At 48.6% G+C, this 23,868-nt stretch carries 21 protein-coding genes and 1 riboswitch; of the genes, 17 read left to right on the top strand and 4 right to left on the bottom strand.

Annotated features, from left to right (window positions below):
• Positions 1-39: 39 nt before the first annotated feature.
• A complete protein-coding gene (locus tag VFK44_00530; GenBank protein ID HET7626857.1) occupies positions 40-3,120 on the bottom strand; it encodes a transglycosylase domain-containing protein in 3,081 nt (1,026 codons plus the stop codon).
• A 616-nt stretch (positions 3,121-3,736) separates the two neighbouring features.
• On the opposite strand from VFK44_00530, the gene serA reads away from it, so the two are divergent.
• Positions 3,737-5,320, top strand: a complete 1,584-nt coding sequence (serA, locus tag VFK44_00525; GenBank protein ID HET7626856.1) for a phosphoglycerate dehydrogenase — start codon at positions 3,737-3,739, stop codon at positions 5,318-5,320.
• 67 nt (positions 5,321-5,387) lie between these two features.
• Here serA and VFK44_00520 read toward each other — a convergent pair whose 3' ends face one another.
• Both VFK44_00520 and rpsD read right to left on the bottom strand, forming a co-directional pair.
• Positions 5,388-6,509, bottom strand: coding sequence for an HAD hydrolase-like protein (locus tag VFK44_00520; GenBank protein HET7626855.1), 1,122 nt, complete (start codon positions 6,507-6,509; stop codon positions 5,388-5,390).
• A 135-nt stretch (positions 6,510-6,644) separates the two neighbouring features.
• The gene (gene rpsD / locus VFK44_00515) at positions 6,645-7,250 is read right to left on the bottom strand and encodes a 30S ribosomal protein S4 (protein ID HET7626854.1); all 606 of its coding nucleotides are present in this window, start codon (positions 7,248-7,250) and stop codon (positions 6,645-6,647) included.
• Positions 7,251-7,635: 385 nt separating this feature from the next.
• On the opposite strand from rpsD, the gene VFK44_00510 reads away from it, so the two are divergent.
• Positions 7,636-9,357 (top strand): sensor domain-containing diguanylate cyclase, encoded by a 1,722-nt coding sequence (locus VFK44_00510; GenBank protein HET7626853.1) that lies wholly within the window; start codon positions 7,636-7,638, stop codon positions 9,355-9,357.
• 48 nt (positions 9,358-9,405) lie between these two features.
• Here the strand turns inward: VFK44_00510 and VFK44_00505 are convergent, their stop codons facing one another.
• Positions 9,406-9,888, bottom strand: a complete 483-nt coding sequence (locus VFK44_00505; protein HET7626852.1) for a GAF domain-containing protein — start codon at positions 9,886-9,888, stop codon at positions 9,406-9,408.
• A gap of 145 nt (positions 9,889-10,033) precedes the next feature.
• Here VFK44_00505 and refZ point away from each other — a divergent pair, with 145 nt between their 5' ends.
• The 15 genes from refZ (at position 10,034) to VFK44_00430 (ending at position 23,865) form a co-directional block, all read left to right on the top strand.
• Positions 10,034-10,669: a forespore capture DNA-binding protein RefZ gene (gene refZ, locus VFK44_00500; protein ID HET7626851.1), complete on the top strand. Its 636-nt coding sequence runs from the start codon at positions 10,034-10,036 to the stop codon at positions 10,667-10,669.
• 177 nt (positions 10,670-10,846) lie between these two features.
• Positions 10,847-12,541, top strand: coding sequence for a septation ring formation regulator EzrA (gene ezrA, locus VFK44_00495; GenBank protein ID HET7626850.1), 1,695 nt, complete (start codon positions 10,847-10,849; stop codon positions 12,539-12,541).
• A 140-nt stretch (positions 12,542-12,681) separates the two neighbouring features.
• Complete coding sequence (locus VFK44_00490) at positions 12,682-13,830, top strand: cysteine desulfurase family protein (protein ID HET7626849.1); 1,149 nt, start codon at positions 12,682-12,684, stop codon at positions 13,828-13,830.
• Positions 13,827-15,026 carry a tRNA uracil 4-sulfurtransferase ThiI gene (gene thiI / locus VFK44_00485; GenBank protein HET7626848.1) on the top strand — a complete coding sequence of 400 codons (1,200 nt, stop codon included), beginning with the start codon at positions 13,827-13,829 and terminating at the stop codon, positions 15,024-15,026. The genes VFK44_00490 and thiI overlap by 4 nt, the downstream gene beginning before the upstream one ends.
• Before the next feature lie 121 nt (positions 15,027-15,147).
• The gene (locus tag VFK44_00480) at positions 15,148-15,351 is read left to right on the top strand and encodes an alpha/beta-type small acid-soluble spore protein (protein ID HET7626847.1); all 204 of its coding nucleotides are present in this window, start codon (positions 15,148-15,150) and stop codon (positions 15,349-15,351) included.
• Positions 15,352-15,529: 178 nt separating this feature from the next.
• Positions 15,530-17,056 carry an acyl--CoA ligase gene (locus tag VFK44_00475; GenBank protein HET7626846.1) on the top strand — a complete coding sequence of 509 codons (1,527 nt, stop codon included), beginning with the start codon at positions 15,530-15,532 and terminating at the stop codon, positions 17,054-17,056.
• 207 nt (positions 17,057-17,263) lie between these two features.
• A riboswitch (cyclic di-GMP riboswitch) is annotated at positions 17,264-17,356 on the top strand.
• Positions 17,357-17,474: 118 nt separating this feature from the next.
• Entirely contained in the window at positions 17,475-17,816 is a 342-nt protein-coding gene (locus VFK44_00470) for a DUF192 domain-containing protein (protein HET7626845.1), read from the top strand.
• 17 nt (positions 17,817-17,833) lie between these two features.
• Entirely contained in the window at positions 17,834-18,022 is a 189-nt protein-coding gene (locus VFK44_00465; GenBank protein HET7626844.1) for a Flp family type IVb pilin, read from the top strand.
• A 68-nt stretch (positions 18,023-18,090) separates the two neighbouring features.
• A complete protein-coding gene (locus VFK44_00460) occupies positions 18,091-18,630 on the top strand; it encodes a prepilin peptidase (GenBank protein HET7626843.1) in 540 nt (179 codons plus the stop codon).
• Between the two features lie 4 nt (positions 18,631-18,634).
• Positions 18,635-19,018 carry a TadE family protein gene (locus VFK44_00455; GenBank protein HET7626842.1) on the top strand — a complete coding sequence of 128 codons (384 nt, stop codon included), beginning with the start codon at positions 18,635-18,637 and terminating at the stop codon, positions 19,016-19,018.
• A 13-nt stretch (positions 19,019-19,031) separates the two neighbouring features.
• Positions 19,032-19,940 (top strand): pilus assembly protein TadG-related protein, encoded by a 909-nt coding sequence (locus tag VFK44_00450; GenBank protein HET7626841.1) that lies wholly within the window; start codon positions 19,032-19,034, stop codon positions 19,938-19,940.
• Between the two features lie 11 nt (positions 19,941-19,951).
• On the top strand, positions 19,952-20,647 hold the full coding sequence (gene cpaB, locus VFK44_00445; protein ID HET7626840.1) for a Flp pilus assembly protein CpaB: 696 nt from the start codon (positions 19,952-19,954) through the stop codon (positions 20,645-20,647).
• Complete coding sequence (locus VFK44_00440; GenBank protein HET7626839.1) at positions 20,634-21,473, top strand: P-loop NTPase; 840 nt, start codon at positions 20,634-20,636, stop codon at positions 21,471-21,473. The genes cpaB and VFK44_00440 overlap by 14 nt, the downstream gene beginning before the upstream one ends.
• Entirely contained in the window at positions 21,470-22,906 is a 1,437-nt protein-coding gene (locus tag VFK44_00435; protein ID HET7626838.1) for a CpaF family protein, read from the top strand. The genes VFK44_00440 and VFK44_00435 overlap by 4 nt, the downstream gene beginning before the upstream one ends.
• Positions 22,903-23,865 (top strand): type II secretion system F family protein, encoded by a 963-nt coding sequence (locus VFK44_00430; GenBank protein ID HET7626837.1) that lies wholly within the window; start codon positions 22,903-22,905, stop codon positions 23,863-23,865. The genes VFK44_00435 and VFK44_00430 overlap by 4 nt, the downstream gene beginning before the upstream one ends.
• The last annotated feature ends 3 nt before the right edge of the window (positions 23,866-23,868 follow it).

Genomic DNA, 23,868 nt, shown 5'->3' with positions numbered 1-23,868 from the left:
TAACAAAAGATCGAACGGGATACCCGTTCGATCTTTTTGCTATTGCGCTGGATTTTCGGTCGTCGAGTTTTGATTCGTGCTCGTATCGCCGTTTTGTGTGTCATTGCTTTGTCCGTCGTTTTCGTCGGTCGTGCTGTCCGTTCCGCCTGTGGTTCCGTCTGTATTTCCGTCTTGTGTTCCATCATCCGGTTTCGGTTTTGGCTCCGGTTTCGGAGGCGTCCAATCCCCCGATTTGACGATCGCCGATCGTCCGGATTCACGACCGTCAATGTCAACGGCCGTGACGTAATAGTGATAGGCGCCGCCGGTCTGGATCGGATAATGCAACGCCGCGTCGACTTTCACCGATCCGATCGGACTAAACGAGTTCGAACCTTTCGGTGCTGCATAAACGCGATAGCCGACAATGTCGTTTTCCGGTTGTTCGTTCCACACGACATTTCCGCCTGACACGCGAACACCGGAAACCGGGGCCGGGACTTTCCCGTTTTCTTTTAACGTTTCGGCCGTCAATACGTCTTTCCATTCTTCCGGCAAATATTTGAAAAAGTCTTCGACTTTGACGTCGAGAAAATGATCTTCGATGAAATCTTTGCTTACGATGATGCCTTCTTCGGTGAATGCCTCCGGTGTCCGTTCATGGGCTAAATATTTCTTTTCGTCAATGACGACATAAGCATTTTTGTCCAGGACGTCCTCAGAGCGCGAAGGCGCGTATTTTTGATTGAAAAGGTCGCTGATCGTCAATCCCGCATCGCTGCAAAGTTTTGACGGCAGCAATCCCGTAAGTTTGCATACCGTACGGCGCACGATTCCGCCGGGCATTTTGAATCTTTCGTCGGGATCCATCAGCTTCGGCCTAACGTCATGTGCAGCATTGGCGAAAGCGGCCCAAAGCTGCTGATTTCGCCTGCTGTGCGATTCCGGTATCAATTCCGCATTGTTTACGTAGCCGATCCACACACCGAGCGTAACGTTTGGATTCGTGCCGATAAACCACGAGTCTTTGATACTGTCGGATGTTCCGCTTTTGCCTGCCCAGTCGGCGCGGAAATCGAGATACCTGCGTGCATTCGTTCCCGTTCCGCTGTCCATGACACTTCGCATCATGTCGAGCATTAAATAGTTTGTTTGCGGCGAAAAGATTTTCTTCGGTTCGACTTCATGTTCATAGATCACTTGCCCGTCGGAGGACTCGATCTTCTCGATCATGAAAGCGTCGACGAATTTCCCTCCGTTTCCAAACGTAACGTAGGCGTTTGTGTTTTCTTCGACCGTAACTCCTTTCGTCAACGTACCGATGGCCATAGAAAGGTTGTCGCGATCGCCTCCGAGCAAGGAAGTAAAGCCCATTTCCCTTAAATATTTTGTCGGATCAGATACTTTCCGGCGCAGCTTGTAATACGTTTTGATGGCCGGGATGTTATAAGAATACTTTAAGGCTTTCCTCGCGCTTACGAGCCCGTGGTAATTGCCGTAACCGTAATCCGCGTAATTGTGCGGCGTATAACCGTTTAGTGTCGTCGGTAAATCGGCAAGGATGGATCCGGGCTGTACGATGCCAGCTTCCATTCCCGGGGCGTAATCAAGCAGCGGCTTCATCGTCGAACCGTTCGGCCGGTAAGCTTGGGTTGCGAGATTGAATTTTAAATGATCAAAGTCGCGGCCGCCGACGAAGCTGATGATTGCGCCTGTGTCGTTTTTAATTAACATGCCGGCCACTTGCTGCATGTAAACTCTTTTCTCTTTCTCGCCCGTTTCCGAATTTTTCACAGTGATCGTTTTCGAATGTTCGTAGTTGTCAAATTCATGGGCGGCTTTTTGCATGGCATCGTATACTTTTTTGTCAATCGTCGTGTAAATTTTATAACCGTTTTGGTCGATGCGTTGGTCGGCAATTTTCTTGAACTGTTCGAATTGCTCGGCTGCCTTTTTCAATTCGCCCAGTTCGAACCCTTTATATTTCGCCGATTCTTCCATGGAACCGCCGGGGAGACAAGTGCTTCCGCCGCATGAATGATTTTTTTCATACAGGATGTTGTCGTAGACCGTTGTGTAATGCTCGAGTTTGTCTCCGTCCAATCCTTGTTCCTCAGCGATTTGTTTGGCGATGATAATTTTTGCGCGCTTTCTGACTTCGGTTGTTAAGTACGGATATTTGTCGTGCGGTGACGGTTTCGGCTTTGCTAAGTGTTTTTTGATGTCGTACTGCATCGCTTTCTTGTATTGCTCTTTCGTAATGAAACCAACGCTTAACATCCGGCTCAACACCGTATGCATGCGGTCCACGCCGTCGGAAATGTCGTCCTTGACCCCGCCTGCGTTTTCAAACGGGGTGTACGTGAACGGATTTTTCGGGAGCCCTGCCAAAAAAGCGGCTTGAGGAATGTTCAATTCGTCTGCGTCAACGCCGAAAACGCCTTGGGCGGCGGCTTGAATTCCGGCGATGTTGTCCCCGGAAGCGTTCCTGCCGAAAGGAACGACGTTTAAGTAAGCTTGCAAAATTTCATTTTTCGAAAAAAAGTTCTCGATGCGCATCGCGAAGAGCATTTCTTTCGCTTTCCGCTTAAACGAAACTTCAGGCGTCAAGATTTGATTTTTAACGAGTTGTTGGGTCAATGTGCTTCCGCCCGTAATGATAGGCGCATTCGTCAATTCTTGGTAAATCGCACGAACGACCGCCTTCGGCACGATACCTTCATGTTTGTAAAAGTATTTGTCTTCGGTGGCGATCAATGCTTCCTTGACGTAGTCGGAAATGTGGGCGAGGTCCACTTTTTCGCGTTCCAAATTGGATTCCAGTTTGCCTAAATAAACGTTGTCGGCAAAATAAACTTCGCTTGTTTCCGTGTAGTTGTAAATGTTTTTCTTCATTTCGTCGTAACTCATGATCGGTTGATCCTTTACGAGCGACGCAAAGTAACCGGCGCCGGCGCCGAAGGCGAACATGCCTCCCAGCAGTCCGAGAACGATTGCAATTAAAACTAAGTTCCAAATGACTTTGAACGTGATCCGGAATCCGGAAAACACCTTTTTTTCGCGCAGCACACGGATGACCGACCGAACTCCGTTGGCCGCTTTCCGCATATATTGGCCGATGTCCGACGGCTCAAATGACATATTCATAAACCTCCAAAACCTCAAAATTCAACAAAGACGAATCTATTATAGCATTTGAAGAGGGAATCGTGCGAGTTCACGCAGTTTGCGAGAAACAAAGTTTTCGAAATCGAACAGCAAGACGGCAAAACAGGCCGGTTTACGCAAAACAAATTTTTTTTGAAAATGGCGGCGCTTACATGCGATTCCCGGCTTTACAAGGCGATACGGGCTTGATACAATACGTTTAAATATTTCGAACAGTTGCGACGAAGAACGGCTCCGAGTGGAAACCTTCCAGAGAACCGACGTTTGCTGAGAGTCGGTGGTTTTCAGCGGATCGCCGAGCCCTTCCGAACTGGTTCACCGAAATGAGTAGGTGAATTCGGCTATCCCGTTACCGGTTAGGTGTAAGACCTGTCGAGGCCGTGCGATGCGCGCGGCGAATGAGGGTGGTACCGCGTCTTATAGACGCCCCTCACTACTGCTGTAGTGGGCGGGTGTTTTTTGTATTTATTTTATAAAAAAAATCAAGGGGCCCACGGCAGACACGACAACGGAAATCAGGTGCCCGGAAGCGAGGCGCGGGAAGAAACCGCGGCTTCAAAAAGAGAGGAAAAGGTGGAGGAGATGAACCATGTTTAAAGTTTTGGTGAGTGATCCGTTAAGCAAGGAAGGAATTCAAAGCTTGCTGGATGCAGAAGATGTGCGCGTCGACGAAACGACCGGGTTGAACAGCGAACAATTGGCTGGCATCATCGGTGATTACGATGCGTTGCTCGTGCGCAGCCAGACGCGAGTATCTGAGGAAGTGTTGCGGAATGCTGCGAAATTGAAAGTGATCGGAAGGGCAGGTGTCGGTGTCGACAATATTGATTTGGACGCCGCGACAGCGAAAGGGGTTATTGTCGTGAATGCCCCCGACGGCAACACGATTTCGGCGGCGGAGCATACGTTTGCGATGATGATGGCTGTTGCGAGGCGAATTCCGCAAGCGTATCGATCGCTGACGTCGGGGGAATGGAACCGTAAAGCGTTCAAAGGCGTGGAGCTGAACGGGAAGACACTCGGCATTGTCGGAATGGGCCGAATCGGGGCCGAGGTCGCGAAGCGGGCGAAAGCTTTTCAAATGAAAGTGGTCGCTTTCGATCCATTTTTGACAGAAGAGAAGGCGGGAAAATTGGGCGTCAAACGGTTGACGCTTGAGGAAGTCGTCCGGCAATCGGATTTTCTGACCGTTCATACGCCGTTGACGAAAAAAACGCGCCACCTCATTGGAAAAGATCAATTTGATCAAATGAAACCCGGCGTGCGGATTATCAATTGCGCACGGGGAGGAATCATTGACGAAGACGCACTGTACAACGCCGTTCGCGAGAAAAAAGTTGCAGGCGCAGCAATCGATGTTTTTGAAATAGAGCCGCCGACGGATCATCCGTTGATCCAATTGCCCGAAGTGGTCGTCACCCCGCATCTTGGGGCTTCGACACAGGAGGCGCAGCATAATGTTGCGGTGGACGTAAGCACCGAAGTTTTGCGGATTTTGCGCGGGCAGCCGTATAAAAACGCGGTCAACTTGCCGCCGGTGTCCGGTGAAGTGCTTCGCAAATTGGAACCGTATTTTGTGCTGGCGGAAAAACTTGGCGAAATCGTCGTCCAGCTTGCCAAAGGGGCACCCGGGGACGTCGAAATTGCTTATGCAGGGGAGCTTACTGACATTGATACAGAACCGTTGACGAGGATGATGTTGAAAGGCATTTTATCGTTCTATCTCGGCGACAAAGCGAATTTCGTCAACGCTCCTCATCTGGCAAAAGAAAATGATCTCTCTTATTCTGTGAAACAGTCGGCGAAACATCGCGGGTTTGCGAGCCTCATTGACGTAACGCTGCAAACGAAGCAAGGACACTATCGCGTCGCGGGCACGATTTTGAACGGATATGGGCCGCGTATCGTGAAAATCGATCAATACACGATTGACATTTCCCCGCTGGACCGACTGCTGCTCATCCGTCATTCCGACCGTCCCGGCATGATCGGGCGAGTCGGTTCGATTCTCGGACGACATGAAGTGAACATCGCGACGATGCAGGTCGGACGTGAAGATGTCGGCGGACAGGCGATGATGGCGTTGACGGTCGACAAGAAAATCGAGAAAGCCGCTTTCGAGGAACTGAGCGGTTTGGACGATATTTACAGCGTAAGGGAACTGGAACTTTGACGATGAAAGAAATCGCCCTCTTCTATGAAGAGGGCGATTTCTTATCGACGTTAATCGTTTGTTTTCTTTAAACGATCTCTGCCACTTCGGTCACATCATTTAAAATGTAATCGGCGCCGAGCTGTTCAAAATGTTCACGCGCGTTCTGGCCTTCAAGACCGGTTAAAACGATGGCCACACGGGCGCCGGCGCTTCTTGCTGCGTAAAGATCAGCTGGTGAATCGCCGACGATCAAAAGCTTGTCCGCATTCTTTAAAGGAAGCGGCGTATGTATGACTTCGTGATGGTCGCGATCTTTGCCGATGGAACCGTAGACGAATGTGAACGGCTGCGGTTTTGACAGCGGCGCCTGTTCGGGGAAACGTCTCTCGGCGACTAGAACATCTTTTGCGGTGACGATTCGGTTCGTTTCAAAAAAAGATAGAATGCCGAGCGCTTTCAGCGGTTCGATCGTCTCGACTTCCGGGCGTCCCGTACCGAGGCCGAGCGTAATGCCTTTGTCTTTTAATGATTGGAAGACGAATTTCAGCTTTTCCGGTGCGACGATCGGAATCTCGTCTGTTAAAAATCCGCGTTTGCCGGGATCGACGGCGGGTTGTTCCAATTTGTCGTTTCCTAAATACCATTCTTGAAACGCGCGTTGGCAAACGTCCCAAAGCGCACTGTTTCGCGAAAAGATGTTCGTCGGCACGCCTGTCTCTTGTTCGGCGATGACATTCAGATGGGTAAGCAGTTGTTGTTTTTTGACCTCGGTTGCTTCAAACGCCGCGACGAACTTCTCATAATTTGGCCGAATGTTCAACTGTGCGAGTTGCCGTCCGATTTGTTGGAGCGTTTCCCGGTCGACTTGCCCTCCGAGATACGTGCGAACCGCTTGCTCATCCGTTTCCGCCAACGTGCCTAAAAAGGATAGAAGCTGTACGGAAAACGTGAGATACACCATATCCCAGTTTGCGTTGATGCCGCGTGTTTTCACAAGGTGAAGGACACGGTCGTTGTCGAACACTTGCTTGCGAATGCGGCGAATGACCGCTTCATCCGGCGCCGGCGTATACGTTTCGGGGGCGAGCCCTAAATAATTCGGACTCGAGATGAGTTCCCATACGGTCAATGCCGATGCGTCAAAATATCTTTCTTCACTTAAGATGACGCCGTCCACGTCAAACAAAATCATTTCTGTTTCTGCCACTTCGGTTTCCCTCCCTGTTGGATGTTTGCAAATAGAGGTACAAAAGAGGCGCTTGTCTCTTTTCAACCTCAAACCTCTCACTTCAAATATACAGAAAACACTTGGACCTTTCGTCCAAGTGTTTCGGTAGTGTTCTTAGCGTTTCGAATACCATTCGACGATGAGCGTTTCGTTGATCTCAGCCGGCAGTTCGGAACGTTCCGGAAGGCGAGTGTATGTGCCTTCTTTCTTGTCGGCGTCAAACGTTACATACTCAGGTACGAAGTTGTTCGTTTCGATCGCGTCTTTTACGATGTCCAGGTTATTCGACTTTTCGCGCAACCCGATCACTTGTCCGGGATTGACGCTGTAAGACGGGATGTCGACTCTTTGCCCGTCAACGGTAATGTGGCCGTGCGTGACGAGCTGGCGAGCCTGCCGGCGCGTTCTTGCCAGCCCCATCCGGTAGACGAGGTTGTCGAGACGGGATTCGAGCAAAACCATGAAGTTTTCGCCGTGCACCCCGCGCATCTTGCCGGCTCTGTTGAACAAGTTACGGAATTGGCGTTCCGTCAATCCGTACATGTAGCGGAGCTTTTGCTTTTCTTGCAGCTGCAAGCCGTGCTCGGACTTCTTTCTCCGTTGGTTTTGTCCGTGTTCTCCGGGAGGATACGGACGTCTGTCCAATTCTTTGCCGGTACCGCTGAGCGAGATGCCGAGACGGCGGGATTTCTTCCATGCTGGTCCAGTATAGCGAGCCATTGAAGACTCCTCCTTCGTGTTATTTTAATTTGCATAAAATAACAGCGAATTCGCGGTCCGCCGCATGCCATTTTGTCTTCACGCACCTTCGCCCCGACAGCGGGGGTTACGCAATGCACCTCGATCCTTCTCAAAAACAGCCGCGATGATCGAGAAACAAAATGGGAGGGTTCATACGGTGTCCACATAAGCTGTCACATTTTACACAACGACAAGTATAATCGGAATTCGGTGGGAAGTCAAGGATAGCACGGCAATTCTCCCGTTTCCGAAAGATATTCGGAGAAAGTGAATCATTTTTCCGAAAACGAGAGGACAGGGGTCATTTGTTTCGATATAATGGAATAAGATAATCGTTTTCAATGACAGGGGATGACCTCGATACATGGAACATGTGATTGAATTGTTCAATTCGATCGTCGATCGTTTCGGTGCTTGCGATCAGGCGATTTTTGTTTTGCTTGGCGCAGACGGAGCGATTCTTTCCTCCAGCGGAAGTTTGCAGCAAGATCTTGCTCGTTATCGCAGCATTGACCAATACATGGATGTCGAAGCCGATGAAGAAACGTGTTATATGCAGTTGTCTCTTGATGAAATCGTTGAAAATGGTTTTGTCGGTGCCGTGTATGCGAAAGCGAACGGCGACGAAAAGAAAATCCGTGAAAGGCTGGTAGAATTTCGCGGCATGATGAGACTATCGGACGCCAATGGGAAGGAACAACTGCGTCACGACTACCTCATCGACATGTTGAAAGCGGTGCACGCATCATCGGAAGTGGACGTCGTGCTTCGCGAGATGATCAGAGCCACGGCTTTTCTCGACAGTGCTTGCCGGTGCAAATTTTATTTGTCCCATGACAGCGGTGATCTCGAAGGCTTGCCCGTCGAACATTTCGAATTTGACCATACTGATAAAGACAATAGTTGTTCAGAGGCTTTCATATCCGGTGAAATTCAGTTGGAAACGGATGATCGCTGTTGCCCTTTTATCCATGTTCCGCTCCTCGGCCGACAAGGGAGTTACGGCGTAATGAGTATTGAAATGAACCGGATGAACGCCGGAAACGAAACGATTTCAGACGCCGATTTCGAGTGGATCAGGAGATTCGCCGCCATCGGGGGCAGTGCATTGGAAAATGCAAAGCTGCATCAACAATCGCAGCAATACATCGCCGATTTGAAATTAATCAACGAAACATCGCATCAGCTGAATGCCAATCACCGTTTGACGGATTCGATCCGCTACATAACATCGGAGATTATTCGTTCGTTTCATGCGGAACAAGTGGGTTTCATCACTTACGGGAAACGAAATGCACCGTTGGAAGGCAGTACGGAATTTTTCTTCCGTAAAGCGAATCGTCCGTTTCTTGACGCCTGCCTCAAAAAGATCGCGGAGGCCGGCGATGCAATATTCATCGGCGACTTAAGAAACGAAAGCTGGACGAACCAAACCGCTTACCGATCTTTCATGGGAGTTCCGATGGTCCATAAAGGAATCATGGAAGGCATCGCAGTCGTTTTGCACGGAGAACCTAACCAATTTACGTTCGACCAGCACAAATTGTTGGAATCACTTATCCATCATTCCACGCTCGCTTTCAGCAATTCCATTCTTCATGAAAAACTTCGAAAGATGGTAATTACTGATCATTTGACAAGGTTGTGCACGCGCGTTCATTTTAACGAACGACTGGAAAACCATTTGAAAGCGGACAGGCTCGGCTGTTTCTTGTTGCTGGACATCGACAATTTCAAGGAGATCAACGACACATTCGGCCATCAAACCGGTGATGATCTCTTAGTCCAAGTAGCCGACATTTTACGAAACAATACGCGTGACGTCGATGTCGTAGCGCGGTGGGGCGGGGAGGAATTGGCGCTTTATTTGCCTGACCTTGACTCGGGACATGGCGAAAGTGTAGCCGAAAGGCTGCTTGAAAACATTCGCCGGAACACGAACCCGCAGGTGACGACTTCGTGCGGAATGGCATCCTGGGCGGCGGACCTACAAGGGCAAACAACGATTCAAGCCTTATTTTCACGTGCAGATCGTGCTTTATATGCGGCAAAAGCGGCCGGAAAAAATCAATTCGTGTCCGGATGATGAAAAAAAGCTCCCGAGGGTTGTCGGGAGCTTTCACTGTCGCAATCATTATAGATGATCCACCAATACTTCAACAAACCGGCGCAGGCCGTCTTCGTCTTCTTCATCAAATCGGTCGGTTGACGGACTGTCAATATCGAGCAACCCGATCACCTCGTCGTTTTTGATCAGCGGAACGACGATTTCCGAACGCGAGGCTGAATCGCAAGCGATATGTCCGGCAAATTCATTAACGTCTTTCACCCGAATGATTTTCCTTTCGCTTGCCGCTGTTCCGCATACGCCTTTGCCGAATGGAATTCTTACGCAGGCGGGCAACCCTTGGAACGGCCCGAGCACGAGTTCGACTTCTCCGTCCGGTAAATAAAATCCAACCCAGTTGACGTCATCGAGAAATTGATTCAACAGGGCGGAAGCGTTCGCCAAATTGGCGAACAAGTTCGGTTCTCCTTCAATTAAAGCCTTCAACTGCTTGCACACCAAACGGTAATTATTTTTTCGCGTATCATTGTAAGATTCGACGTGAAACATCGTCATCCCCCTTTAAATGCTAAATCTTGCGCCGGCTTTTGACTAAACTTGCGGAATCCACGGGCGATCTGTCGAGCTTTTTTTAAAGGACACTTGCGGCTCGCCGCGAAACCATACAGGAAGAACACTTTGCGAGGTGGTACCAATGAAACCGAACAAAAAACAACTGGTGATCGACTCGGCGGTTCTTCTGTTCAATGGAAAAGGGTTCGATCGGACTTCCGTTCGGGACATCGCTTCCCATGCCGGAGTAAATGTTGCTTTAATTTCCTATTATTTCGGCGGCAAAAAATCTTTGCTGGAACATTTGATGACTTCTTTTTACGAAGGTTACACCGAAGGCATCGCGGCTTGTTTGGAACAGCTTCACGAACGTTCCGCAAAGGATGTGCTGCTTGAGATGATTCGCTTTGCCCTCGATTACCAGCAAGATCATCTCGATCTTGCCCGTTGCGTTCACCGGGAGGTGACGTTCGACTCCACCTTGGTTCGTGAAGTAATGACGACTTACTTAATGAAGGAAAAGTATTGTTACGAGCAAGTATTTTCCGCCGGATTCAAACAAAAAGAATTTCGCCGCCGCCCGGTCGATTTGCTTGTACTGCAACTGAGAGAACTGTTGCTCATGCCGTATTTGCACCCTCAATATATACGTGAAGTTTATCATTTAATGCCGCAGGAAGCTTATTTTAAAAAAAGGTACGCCCATTACTTAAGAATGTGGGTTGACACCGCGGTCTGCCACCCGAATCCTCCCCAATTGAAAAAGGCTCAAGCTTGACGAGATTCTGTTTCACAACGAACCTCGTCTTTTGCCGTTTTTCGCTAAAAACCAATTTTTTTCGGAAAAATTCACGCAAAACGTTGAATACATGGTATCATAGAAACTGGAATTGTGCATGGAACGAGCCTTCCCGGCATCCGGGAAAGTGTAAGGGGAATGGGGGTTAGGCTTCCTTTGGTTTATTATATTCTCGCATTGATTGGAATTCTTATCGGAATTATTATTTTCGGCAGTTTAAGCAGACGCAACGTATACCGGCAAATCGACCGGCTCGAGTCGAGGAAAATCGAGATCATGAACCGGCCGGTGACCGAAGAAATTTCGAAAGTGAAACGTTTGAAAATGACCGGTCAGACGGAAGCGAAATTCGAACGGTGGAGAAATGAATGGGACGATATCGTCACCGTTGATTTGCCGGAAGTGGAAGAGCGATTATTCGAGGCTGAAGAAGCGGCGGATCGATTTCGTTTTGGTAAAGCGAAAGCGATTTTGAACGGCATTCAGGAACGACTGGAACGGTCAGAGAAGAGAATTGAAGAGCTTCTTGAAGATTTACGTGTCCTCATTTCGAGTGAACAACAAAACCGCGAAGACATCGTAGCGTTGAAGGCAGCCTATCATGAACTGAAGAAGAAAATGTTGACAGGCAGAAGGCATTTTCAGAAAGCGATTGTGCCCATTGAAGCTGAATTGGCCGATATTTCGCGTTATTTTGAGAATTACGAACATGAAACGGAAGAAGGCAATTACCTCGAAGCGAGATCGATTTTGCTCGAAATCCAATCCCAGATCGATGGTTTGCAACGGAAAGTGGAACATATTCCGCAATGGTTCACAGAGTTGCAGACGAACATTCCTGAACAAATCAAAGAGCTGCGCGAAGGGTTTCATGATATGGAAGAGCAAGGGTTCATTCTCGGCCATTTAAAAATCGACCGTGAACTTAAAGCGATTGAAGGACTTGTCGACAAATTGCTTTCCGATTTGGAACAAGCGAATGTCGATACGATGCCTGAGGAAATCGAGGCACTCGGCAAGCGTCTTGAAAGGATTTACGACGAGCTTGAGAAGGAAGTCGCCTCGCGAAAACTCGTGCCGGTTGAACGAAAATCGGTTCAAGATCAATTGGCGCAAACGGAAGCGAACGTCGGCGAATTGAAGAGTGAAACGGAGCTCGTCCAGTTAAGTTACCGGATTGAACAGGAAGATTTGCAAATTCAAGATGAACTTGAGTCGGAAACGAAGCAATTGCGGAAACGATTTGCGGAAACGGAAGATGCGTTGAAGGAGCAGAAGCTAGCCTTCAGCATTGTTCAAGAAAAGCTTGAAACGATGAAAGAACGGCTTGACCAATTGGAAGAAAAAAGAAAGCTGTATCGGGAAATGCTTGATGCTTTAAGGGAAGATGAGCTGAAAGCGAAGAAGAAGCTGCTGGAAATGAAGAGAAGCTTGCTGGAAGCGAAGCGTCTCGTTCAGAAGAGCAACCTTCCCGGCTTGCCTTCATATCAATTGACCCATTTTGAGCTTGCCGAAGAAAAGATGGCCGAAGTGGATGAAAAGCTGAACAAAAAACCGTTGGAAATGAATGTCGTCAATCGTGTGTTGGAGGAAGCGCTCGAGGAGGTCGCACAAAGTTGCGAAGCGACGAAGAAACTTGTCGAAGATGCCGACTTGGCCGAGCGGCTCATCCAATACGGAAATCGGTATCGAAGCAAATACCCGTCCGTCAAAGAAGGATTGAACGCTGCGGAAAATGCTTTTCGCAATTACAGTTATGAAGAAGCGTTGGAATTTGCGGCGAAAGCGATCGAAACCGTCGAGCCCCACATCTTAAAGGAATTCGATGTTTCGTTGAATAAGGAAGCTTAATGAGATCCCGGCAACCGGGATCTTTTTGCATGATGATCGGCGGAAAAGGCGAAATTGACGGGATGTTCACTGAATTGGCGATGCTTTTATCACGGTAACGTACGTGTTATGATAGTACGATGTGAAGGAGCGAGGATCCATTGATTTATCTTGACAACAGCGCGACGACGAAACCTTATCGAGAAGTGCTTGAAACGTATAGCAAGGTTGCGGAGAAGTATTTCGGCAATCCATCGTCCCTCCATCGCCTCGGCGGTGAAGCGGAACGAGTCTTCAACGAGGCGCGGAAAGTTTGCGCGCATTGGCTGAAAGTAAATGAACAAGAGGTCGTTTTCACATCCGGAGGAACTGAAAGCGATAATTTGGCCGTCAAAGGCACAGCTTTCCAGTACGAGTCTCGGGGCAAGCACGTGATCACTACGGAAGTCGAACATCCGGCGGTGAAACAGGCGTTTGAGCAGTTGAAAGGATTCGGGTTTGACGTGACTTATTTGCCTGCCACGGACGGCGGCCGGATATCCGTGCAAGATTTGGAAAAAGCCATTCGGCCGGACACGATTTTCGTATCGATGATACACGTAAACAACGAGCTTGGAACGATTCAGCCTGTGGAAGAAGCGGGGAAACTGTTGGCTCGTTACCCAAAGATTGTTTTTCACGTGGACCACGTTCAAGGAATTACGAAAGTTCCGCTCGATTTCAAAAAGTCCGGCATTGATTTGGCAAGCCTATCGGCCCATAAATTTCATGGCCCGCGCGGCGTAGGCATTCTTTATGTCCGCAACGGCGTCCAACTGAAGGCACTGCTTTCCGGCGGCAATCAAGAATCCGGCTTTCGTTCCGGGACGGAAAACTTACCCGCCGTTGCCGCAATGGCGAAGGCGCTTCGGATGAGTTCTGAAGCATCGATGAACCAACTGTCCCATGTTCGGCGGTTGAAAAACAATTTGGCGGAACGTTTATCGAAATTGGAGGGCATTGATTTGAATACGCCTGACGAACATGCTGCTCCGCATATATTGAACTTTTCTGTCGAAGGCGTCAAACCGGAGGTTCTTGTTCACGCATTAAGCGAACACGGCATTTACGTGTCAACGAGGTCGGCCTGTTCTTCTAATGAGAGCGGGGCAAGTCCGGTATTGTTGGCTTCGGGAATTCCTTTGAAGCGTGCGGAACATGCGGTTCGGATCAGTCTCGCTTTCGACAACACGGAAGCGGAAATACAAGATACAATCGAAGCCGTTAAAGCGGTTGTTCCAAAGCTTCGCAAAGTGGGGGGAACGAGATGACTTTTGATCACATTATTATCCGATTTGGGGAACTTTCGCTGAAAGGACGAAATCGTAAACAATTTATCGATTGCCTGCAATCGAACGTAAAACGTAAATTGACCGGTTTCGCGGATATCCGGGTAAAGCGTTCTTTTGACAAGATGTTTGTGCTGCTTAACGGCCAGCCGTATATGCCGATCATCGAACAGCTTCAAGAAGTTTTTGGCATCCAATCGTTAAGTCTTGCGCTGAAAACCGAATCTGATTTGGAAGCGATGAAAACGGGGGCACTCGCGGCTATACGCGAATTGGACAACGTTCGAACATTTAAAATTTCCGCCCGCCGCATCGAAAAAAGCTTTCCGATTCGTTCCGATAAATTAAACCGGGAAATTGGAGCCCATGTTTTGAAGAATGCGGACGTAAAGGTGGACGTCCACCATCCCGATGTAGATTTAAAAGTGGAAGTGAAAAAGAAATTCACGTTTATCAGCGGCATTCGTTTTCCTGGAGCGGGAGGACTTCCTGTCGGAGCGGGAGGAAAAGGAATGCTCATGCTTTCGGGTGGAATTGATAGCCCGGTCGCCGCGTTTTTGATGATGAAAAGAGGAGCTGTCGTCGAAGCCGTGCATTTCCATAGCCCGCCGTATACGAGCGAACGCGCAAAACAAAAGGTCGTCGATTTGTGCCGTGAGCTCACGAAATTCGGAGGAACGATTCGCCTCCATGTTGTGCCGTTTACGAACGCGCAAGAGACGATCAACCGCTCGGTTCCGGACAATTATCGGATGACGATTATGCGCCGATTGATGCTAAGAATCAGTGAAAGAATCGCACAGCAACATGGAGCGTTAGCCGTGGCGACGGGAGAAAGTTTAGGACAAGTCGCCAGTCAGACGCTCGAAAGCATGAACACCATCAATGAAGTGACGAACATGCCGGTTTTGCGCCCTTTGTTGGCGATGGATAAAACGGAAATTACCGCAATTGCGAAGAAAATCGGCACGTATGACATTTCCATTCGTCCTTACGAGGATTGCTGCACAATTTTTGTTCCGGCTGCTCCGAAAACAAAACCGCGAAGGGATAAAGCCAATCATTTCGAACGCCACTTGGAAACGGAAAAGCTTATCGAAGAAGCGGTTGCGCAAACGGAGATCTTGTCGTTTGATCGAGAAGATGCAACAAGTGAAGAGTTTCACGAGTTGTTTTAACGATCGCTGGCCGCGAATGGCACGTTAGACGTCTTGTTCGTAGTTTTCAACATTTACCATCGTCAAGTTGCATGATCGAACCGGTTTCTTCAAATGCTACCTTCGTAAGGAGGTGAAAGACATGGCACAAAACGAAAGAAGCCGGAACACGAACCAATTGCTCGTCGAAGGCGCGTCTCAAGCCATCGACCAAATGAAAACCGAAATCGCTCAAGAATTCGGCGTACAACTGGGTGCTGATCAAACATCCCGCGCCAACGGTTCGGTAGGAGGAGAAATCACGAAACGTCTTGTCACCGCTGCTCAACAACAATTGGGACGTTAATCATTTTTACAATTTGATATTATTGGCTTGGGTGGTACCAGTGGGTATCACCCTTTTTGCGATTTTGATGATTCAAAAAATTGGCGAATTTGTTATAATGGAGGAAACGCCAACATAGGAGGAGTGGCCCTTGGAAACGAATTTGCTGGCACCGGAAGCGTACAATTTGACCGAGGAAATGGAAAAGCATGCGGCTGATCCCGCGCGTCAAGCATTGATTTGGAAAAATGAAAGCGGCGAGGAGAAGACGGTCACTTACGCCAAACTTTTTGAGCGTGCAAATCAAATGGCGAACGGCTTAAAAAACCGTGGACTTAAAAAAGGCGACCGCGTGCTCATCATGCTGCCCCGAATCACGGAGGCGTACACAGCTTATTTGGCTTGTTTGAAAGCAGGTCTAGTTGTGATTCCTTCGTCGGAAATGTTGCGAGCGAAAGATTTGTCCTATCGCCTTAACCACTCGTCGGCAAGCGCGGTGATCGTATTCGCCCCATTGATTGAAGAGTTCGAACGAATCGGACAGGTACCTTCACTTTCGTTGAAAGTGGTTGTCGGCGGCAGGAATAAAGGCTGGCTTCCCGTAAATGAATTGACTGATGGAGAAAGTCACGTCTTCGAAGCGGCGGATACGTCACGCGATGACATGGCGTTCCTTTCCTATACTTCCGGAACGACCGGACAACCGAAAGGAGTTGTCCATACTCACGGCTGGGCGTATGCGCATTTGCGTACAGCTGCTGAAAAATGGATGAACGTTTCCGAAGGCGACCGCGTTTGGGCAACGGCTGGACCGGGTTGGGCCAAATGGGTATGGAGCCCGTTTTTGTCGACACTCGGTTCCGGGGCAGTCGGGTTCGTTTATTATGGGAAATTCGACCCCGAGACGTATTTGGCTTTAGCAGATGAATATCGAATCCAAGTGCTCTGCTGCACGCCGACGGAGTATCGTTTGATGGCGAAAGTCGACGATTTGCAACGGTTTAAGCTGACGGATTTGAAGAGTGCCGTCTCGGCGGGCGAGCCGTTGAACCGGGAAGTGATCGACACGTTCCGGAACGTTTTCGGTATCCAAGTGCGGGACGGTTACGGGCAAACAGAAAATACGTTGCTCGTTTGCAACAGGGAAGGGATGAAAATCAAACCGGGTTCGATGGGAAAGCCGACGCCGGGAAACCGGGTGGAGATCATTACGGAGGAAGGGGATGCCGCGGATGTCGGTGAAGTTGGTGATATAGCGGTACATAAAGATACCCCAGCCTTGTTCAAAGAATATTATAAAGATCCCGAACGGACGAACCGAGCATTTCGAGGGAATTATTATTTGACCGGAGACAAAGCAAAGAAAGACAAGGACGGTTATTTCTGGTTCGAAGGCAGGAGTGACGACATCATTATTAGTTCGGGCTATACGATTGGACCGTTCGAAGTGGAAGATGCGCTCGTGAAGCATCCGGATGTGAAAGAATGTGCAGTCGTCGCAAGTCCTGATCCAGTACGCGGTCATATTGTCAAAGCTTACGTGGTACTTAAGAACAACAAAGATAGCGAAGATCCCGAGATTGTCGCGAAACTGCAAGATCATGTCAAAAAAATGACGGCGCCGTATAAATATCCCCGCCAAATCACGTTCGTCAACGAATTGCCAAAAACAACTTCCGGAAAAATTCGCCGCGTTGAACTTCGACAAATGGAAAAGGATGCGTAAACGATCAGTTGCCCTCTCGAATCACGTATTCGAGAGGGCTTTGTTCGCTCTTCACGCAAAATGATTCGAACAGCCTATTCAAAAAAGCCGGCTGCATCCGACTTTAGTCCCTCTTTTGTGAGAATGACAGGAAAAAATAGGCTGTTCGTCGGGTTTTAAACATGTTCCATCTCGATTATGGTAAGGACACAGCAAATACGACAATATTCGCGATAAAGGCAAAACTGGCGAAAGCCAGCGACGCAAAGCTACAGGGACTAAAGTGCGGGGTCAACCGCACAATGTCAGCCAGCTGCCGAAAGATGGGACTGTGATACACCCCCGCCTTCGGGAATTGGCGGGGGGTTTTTTTATCTCTTTCTTGTCGGAAGATTCGGAAATAAATTGCGAAGTCATCAAATGCGAGGAGGTGAAGGCGATGAAACTGCTCAACGTCGATAATGGGGAAACGATCGCGGAAAATGTCAACCAAGCTCGCAAGTTTGTTGAAAGACTGAAAGGGCTCATGTTTACAAAGCAATTTCCGCCGGGAGAGGCCTTGCTCATTAAACCATGCCGTTCGATTCACACGTTTTTTATGAACTATTCCATTGATGTTTTGTATCTCGATTCGAACAATCGCGTTGGAGCGGTTGCAGAACATTTACGGCCAGGCAAGCTGGCAAAAGGTTCGAAGGAAACTCTCGCCGTAGTGGAACTTCCGCCGGGAACGATCTCGGCAACGGAAACAAAAGTCGGTCAAACGGTCCAATTTATTTAAAAAAAGGAGCGATTCACATGTTAAAGAAATTCATTGATTTGTTCAAGGAAGAAGAAGGACAAGGGATGACGGAATACGGGCTTGTCCTCGGTGTGATTGCGGTTGGCGTCGTGACGATTCTCGTCAGTTTGAGAGAACAGATCGTCATTCTTTTTGAGAAAGTACTTACCGCCATCACGGGTGCTAACGGAGGCACGACGACATAAGAAGAAAAGGGAAGGGGTCTTGTCGTTTGCGCAAGACCCTTTTTTTGAAACATGAGGGATGGTTCATTATGATTGTTGAATTTGTGCGCAACATTGCCGTAATGTTGGACGCGATGTTGATCATCGTCTTGATTATTTGTACGGTGACGGATTTGAAAACGCGAAAAATTTATAACATCGTCGTTTATCCTGCGTTTTTAGCGGCTTTTCTTCTACATTTTATGAACGGGGGGGTTCCGGAGCTCGGAACCGCTTTCGGCGGGTTGTTGGTCGGATTCGGAATATTAATCGTCCCGTATTTGTTTGGAGGGATGGGCGCGGGTGATGTTAAGTTGTTGGCTTTCGTCGGAGCGGCAAAAGGCTCCGTATTTGTGTTTCATTCCGCTATATACATGGCACTTGCCGGCGCAGCCGTCGCTGTTGGAATCCTCGTCTTCAGGAAAGGCGCGGCGAAACGGTTAAAATCAATGACGTGGTTTTTATTTTCGCATTTGCACGGTTTGAGGATGCCGTTGAACATCGACAAACATGCGCTTACGCTTACATATCCGTACGGTATCGCAATTGCTGCAGGGACGATCATTTGTCTTATGTTTAATGGGAGGTGATGAAGTGATCCGAAACGAACGAGGACAGTCTTTAGTAGAAATGGCGTTGATTTTGCCGTTGCTGCTTTTGCTGTTCTCCGGCATTTTTGATATGGGGAGAGTGTTGTTCACATATTTGAACCTTCAGTCGGTCGCACAAGATACGGTTCGAATGGCGGGTTTGGGAGAAGGGGACGACCGAATCGTTTCTTTTGCGAGGGAAGATGTCGAGCTTTCAGATCCTTCCTCATTAAACGTTGCGATTTCGCCGTCCGAAGCGGATCGCGAATCCGGCGACTATGTCACGGTGACCTTGCGATATCCCTTTCATTTGATCACGCCGTTCATTTCTGCCATCATACCTTCTCCCCTCGTAATTTCGGTCGATTCCACAATCCGGGTCGAATAGGGAGGTGGTCTAGATGAAAATCATTAAACGGCTGTTTCAACAACAACAAGGAAGTACGTTGCTTCTGTTTTCCTTAGCTTTGGTAGGAATGTTAATGATCACGGGTTTGGCACTGGACGGGGGAATGCTGTACGAAAGACGAGCTGCATTGCAAAAAGCGGCTGATGCCGCAGTATTGTCAGGGGCGCAGGAACTGACCGACACTCCATCCGACGTTCAACAAGTCGTTGAACGGATTTTGGTTGCTCACGGAAATGAAAATGATGTGGAACATTTGGATATCGTCATGAACGACCAAGTGAGCATCGTATTGAAGAAGACCGTACCTTTGTCCTTCATGTCCATATTCGGAATCGATACGGGAACAGTGTCGGCCAATGCGACCGCAGAGATCGGCACAATGGGACGGGCCGCAGGAGCGGCACCACTCGGCATCGACGATTCCGTCGATTTGATCTACAACAAAGTATATGAGTTGAAAGTCGATCAAACGCTGGAGGATACCGGGAATTTCGGCGTGTTGTCATTGGGCGGCGGCGGGGCGGATCGGTATTATGACAATTTGCGCTATGGGTTCGATGGGGAATTGCGAGTCGGCGATATTGTTGAAACAGAAACCGGAAACATTGCCGGGAAAACGAAACAGGCGGTGCAAGAGCTCATTGACGCATGCCCGGACGGCAATTATGAAGACCGCGACTGTCCGCGGGTGATTTTGATCCCGGTCTATGAGCGTTACCAAGTCGATCAAAATCAATTAAAAACCGTGAAAATCACCGGTTTTGCTTATTTTTACATTACGGAACCATTGGACAGTCAACGAAAGACGATTCACGGAATTTTCATTAGAAGAACGGGTACGGGGTATATCAATTCACAAGGATCGAATCGCGGTGCCTATGCGATTCGATTAACGGAATAGGTGTTGAACTCATGAAATCGAAGTTGATTTTGGTACTGGCAATCGTGATGGCCGGGTTTACAACTTATTTATTTTATCGTTATATGCAGCACCTCGATACTGGACAAGCTTCCGACGGGAACACGGTCAATGTTGTCGTCGCCAAAGAAGCGATCAAAAAGAACGAACGCATCACGAAAGAGAAACTGACTATCGTCCAATATCCTGAAACCCGGGAACTCGAGTCTATGACGCCGAAATTCGATGCGGTTGCCGGACTTTACGCAACTGTCGACATGGCGGCGGGCGAACCAGTGTTAACGAACCACGTTCGCAGTCACCTGGATGAAAACGTCTTTGTCTCCCGAAAAATCACACCCGGTTTTCGCGCAGTCTCGGTCGGGGTCGATTACGTTCGGTCGGTATCGAATTTAATTGAGCCGGAGGATAAAGTTGACGTCGTCGTCAGCATTACCACGCAAGTCAATCAAAAGAAACAAACAAAGACTGAAACCCTTGTCTCCAATGTACGGGTTTTGGCTGTCGGGAGCACGATGATCGAACCGGATTCAAAAGATGGTCGAACAAAATATGAAGCGGTAACGCTCGAGCTGAAACCGGAAGATGCGCTGAAAGTCATTCGTGCGGCGGAACAAGGCAAACTCCAACTCATTTTGAACAGCAGGCTGCTTCCGAACGAGGGCGGGAACAACGATGGCGGCAGCTAAAAGACGGCAAGGGGGAAAGATGATTGCCGTATGCAGCGCAAAAGGAGGAATCGGAAAGACCGTTCTGACCGTCAATTTGGCGGTGGCGCTTTGCAAAAAAAACATGCAGGTCGGCGTTCTCGACGGGGATTTCCAATTCGGCGACGTCGGCTTGGCTTTGGATCTTCAATCACCGTTTACCATCAAAGATGTCGTCGAAAATTTTGACCATATGGAACTTGTTAGTTTCGCGAGCTATTTAAGCCAGCACGACAGCGGCGTGAAAGTGCTGACCGCACCGGATCAGCCCGAATATGCGGATCTTGTCACCGAGAAGGTGATCACGGCCGTTCTCGGTTGGCTGCGTGAGAAAAATGATTACGTCCTCGTCGACACTGCCTCCGGTTTGCAGGAGAGCAATTTGTTTCTCATTGAACAAGCCGACGAAGTGCTGTTGACGACGGACTTGGTCATGCCCGGATTGAAAAACACGAAATTGATGTTGGAAACGTTAACTACGTTAGGTTTTCGTGAGAAAACGAGCGTCGTTGTCAATCGATCGACGATGGAAAGCGTCATTAAGGCGTCGGACGTACCAGCTATTTTAGGGGAAGACGAAAATGATCTATTTTATCTTCCGAATGATTTCAAAACGGTATCCCAGTCGTTGAATATCGGGGTGCCTTTCGTTGTTAACAAAGGAAAAACTGAGGTGGCCAAGTCCGTTTTCAAAATGGCGGAACTGCTTACTACCAATCATGTGATCACGACGGTCCCGTCAAAAAACAAGCGGATATTTCCGAAAATGTTGCCGAATCGAAATGCGAAGAAGGAGAAGAAACGATGAGTCTTTTGGAACGCATGCAAAAGATGGGGGAGGAACGGGGGAACGGCAGTGAGCAGCCGAATCACGGTAGTGTGCCAAAACCGGGTGCACAAGTGCAAGACTTGATTTCCAGCTTGCGCGAAGGCAAGCATGGTGAACCGCGGCCGAAACCTCAAGTAAACGTCGAATTGCAAAAGAAGCAGCAACAATTAAAGAATCGCTTGCATAAAAAAGTGCTCGACGAATTAAATGAGGAAGAAGTCGAACAGATCATTCCGAAACTGGATGCCATCGCCATTGAAATGATTAAAGAAGACGAGTCGCTGCGCGGAGTGGTCAGCCACAAGAAAGTCGTTGAAGAGTTGATCAACGACTTGACCGGATATGGACCGATCAATCCACTTTTGTTGGATCCAGAAATATCTGAAGTGATGGTGAACGGTCCAAACCGCGTTTACGTCGAGCGAAAGGGACGAATCGAACTGTCCAACGTTTTTTTCAGAGATAACGAACACGTGTTAAATGTTATTGAAAAAATTGTTGCACCGCTCGGAAGGAGAATCGACGAAAGCAGTCCGATGGTCGATGCGCGCCTTCCCGACGGATCACGTGTCAATGCCATCGTGCCGCCGCTGGCGTTGAATGGTCCGACCGTTACGATCCGAAAATTTTCGAAAGATCCGTTTCAAGTCGAAGATTTGATTCGGTTCGGAACGATGACGAGGGGAATGGCGACTTTCATCGAAGCATGCGTGAAATCGCGTCTGAACTTGTTTGTCAGCGGCGGAACCGGTTCAGGGAAGACGAGCACGCTGAATGTATTGTCCTCCTTCATTCCAAACGATGAGCGCATCGTCACGATTGAGGATGCAGCCGAGCTTCAACTCGGTCAGGATCACGTCGTGTCATTGGAATCGCGGCCGCCGAACATTGAAGGAAAAGGAAGCATAACGATTCGTGATCTCGTACGAAATTCCTTGCGCATGCGTCCGGACCGAATTGTTATTGGCGAGGTGCGCGGCGGAGAAGCTTTGGACATGCTTCAAGCAATGAATACCGGTCACGACGGTTCGTTGACGACCGGACATGCAAACAGTCCGCGCGACATGGTCGCTCGTCTGGAAACGATGGTTTTACTTGCGGGTGTTGATTTGCCTGTCAAAGCGATTCGCGAACAAATCGCCGGGGCCATTGATGTGATTATTCAACAGGCCCGTTTAAAAGACGGAACGAGGAAAATTACTAAAATTACGGAAGTGCAAGGGTTGGAAGGGGACGTTATTGTTCTGCAAGATCTTTTCGTCTTTAAACAGGAGGGCGTTGACGCCGAAGGCAAAATCATCGGGCAAATGATGCCGACCGGGGTAAGACCTTTGTTCTACGAGCGGTTGGAACAATCAGGCATGAAAATCCCGACAAGCGTTTTTGTTGCCGAAGGAGATTGGTCTGAATGAAACTGTTGATTTTGTTGTTCGTTTCTTTTACATCCTTTTTGTGGGTTTTTGCGATATCCCGGTTATTTGCCCCTTCCGACAAACGCTTGACGAAACGGATTCAGCATTATTTGGAACTGCAAGATCAAAAAGGGTTCGATCGCAAACGGTTTAGTCAACTCGTTACTATACAACTGTTCAAACAACGGTTGAAGGGACAGATCGGCAACAAAAGACACAATGCAAAACTAGAAAAGATGCTGTCTCGTTCAGGGATTCCGTTAAAACCAGAAGAATATGTGTTGTTTCGCTGGATGGCGGTGCTGCTCGGAGGAGGAATTTTTTATTTATTGGCCGGAAACTGGATTCTATTGATTACTGGCGCATTCGCAGGTTGGATGATGCCGAAATGGTGGCTGAAAAAGAAACAACGGGACCGGCTGACAGCCTTTAATGAGCAGCTTCCCGACATGTTGACGACGATCATCGGGTCGCTTCGTGCCGGATTCAGTTTTTCACAAGCGCTCATGACGGTCATCGAAGAAGCGGATCCACCGATGAAAGATGAGATAAAAACGTTATTGAAAGAAATTCAGTATGGAAATTCAATGGAAAGTGCGCTCGGGGAATTGAAAGACCGTATGCCGAGTGAAGATTTGGAGCTAATGATTCAAGCGATCTTAATCCAACGCCAAGTCGGCGGCAATTTGGCAGAAGTTCTAGACAAAATCGTTCAAACGATTCGGGACCGCAACCGGATCCAAAGGAATATTTTGACGTTGACGGCGCAAGGCCGGTTGTCCGGTTTGATTATCGGTTTAATGCCGGTCATCTTAGGCTTCGTTCTGTATTTGATCCAGCCGCAATACATTGGGGCACTGTTTACTAATCCAATCGGCATCGTTATGGTTGCCGCCGGCGCCGTTTCTTGCACGGTTGGATTCTTGATGATAAGGAAATTGACGAAAATTGAGGTGTAGTGC

It is taken from the genome of Bacillales bacterium (assembly GCA_035700025.1).
GTDB lineage: Bacteria > Bacillota > Bacilli > Bacillales > DASSOY01 > DASSOY01.
The sequence above is the reverse complement of the archived record's forward strand: the minus strand, read 5'-3'. Positions and strand labels throughout refer to the sequence as shown.

Bases quoted from the DNA above. Each gene is read 5' to 3' on its own strand.
- VFK44_00465 (HET7626844.1), top strand. From the start codon at position 17,834: ATGTTAAAGAAATTCATTGATTTGTTCAAGGAAGAAGAAGGACAAGGG.
- rpsD (HET7626854.1), bottom strand. From the start codon at position 7,250: ATGGCTCGCTATACTGGACCAGCATGGAAGAAATCCCGCCGTCTCGGC.
- thiI (HET7626848.1), top strand. From the start codon at position 13,827: ATGACTTTTGATCACATTATTATCCGATTTGGGGAACTTTCGCTGAAA.
- VFK44_00450 (HET7626841.1), top strand. From the start codon at position 19,032: ATGAAAATCATTAAACGGCTGTTTCAACAACAACAAGGAAGTACGTTG.
- VFK44_00440 (HET7626839.1), top strand. From the start codon at position 20,634: ATGGCGGCAGCTAAAAGACGGCAAGGGGGAAAGATGATTGCCGTATGC.
- VFK44_00435 (HET7626838.1), top strand. From the start codon at position 21,470: ATGAGTCTTTTGGAACGCATGCAAAAGATGGGGGAGGAACGGGGGAAC.
- VFK44_00530 (HET7626857.1), bottom strand. From the start codon at position 3,120: ATGTCATTTGAGCCGTCGGACATCGGCCAATATATGCGGAAAGCGGCC.
- VFK44_00510 (HET7626853.1), top strand. From the start codon at position 7,636: ATGGAACATGTGATTGAATTGTTCAATTCGATCGTCGATCGTTTCGGT.
- serA (HET7626856.1), top strand. From the start codon at position 3,737: ATGTTTAAAGTTTTGGTGAGTGATCCGTTAAGCAAGGAAGGAATTCAA.
- VFK44_00480 (HET7626847.1), top strand. From the start codon at position 15,148: ATGGCACAAAACGAAAGAAGCCGGAACACGAACCAATTGCTCGTCGAA.
- refZ (HET7626851.1), top strand. From the start codon at position 10,034: ATGAAACCGAACAAAAAACAACTGGTGATCGACTCGGCGGTTCTTCTG.
- cpaB (HET7626840.1), top strand. From the start codon at position 19,952: ATGAAATCGAAGTTGATTTTGGTACTGGCAATCGTGATGGCCGGGTTT.
- VFK44_00430 (HET7626837.1), top strand. From the start codon at position 22,903: ATGAAACTGTTGATTTTGTTGTTCGTTTCTTTTACATCCTTTTTGTGG.
- VFK44_00475 (HET7626846.1), top strand. From the start codon at position 15,530: ATGGAAAAGCATGCGGCTGATCCCGCGCGTCAAGCATTGATTTGGAAA.
- VFK44_00505 (HET7626852.1), bottom strand. From the start codon at position 9,888: ATGTTTCACGTCGAATCTTACAATGATACGCGAAAAAATAATTACCGT.
- VFK44_00460 (HET7626843.1), top strand. From the start codon at position 18,091: ATGATTGTTGAATTTGTGCGCAACATTGCCGTAATGTTGGACGCGATG.
- VFK44_00470 (HET7626845.1), top strand. From the start codon at position 17,475: ATGAAACTGCTCAACGTCGATAATGGGGAAACGATCGCGGAAAATGTC.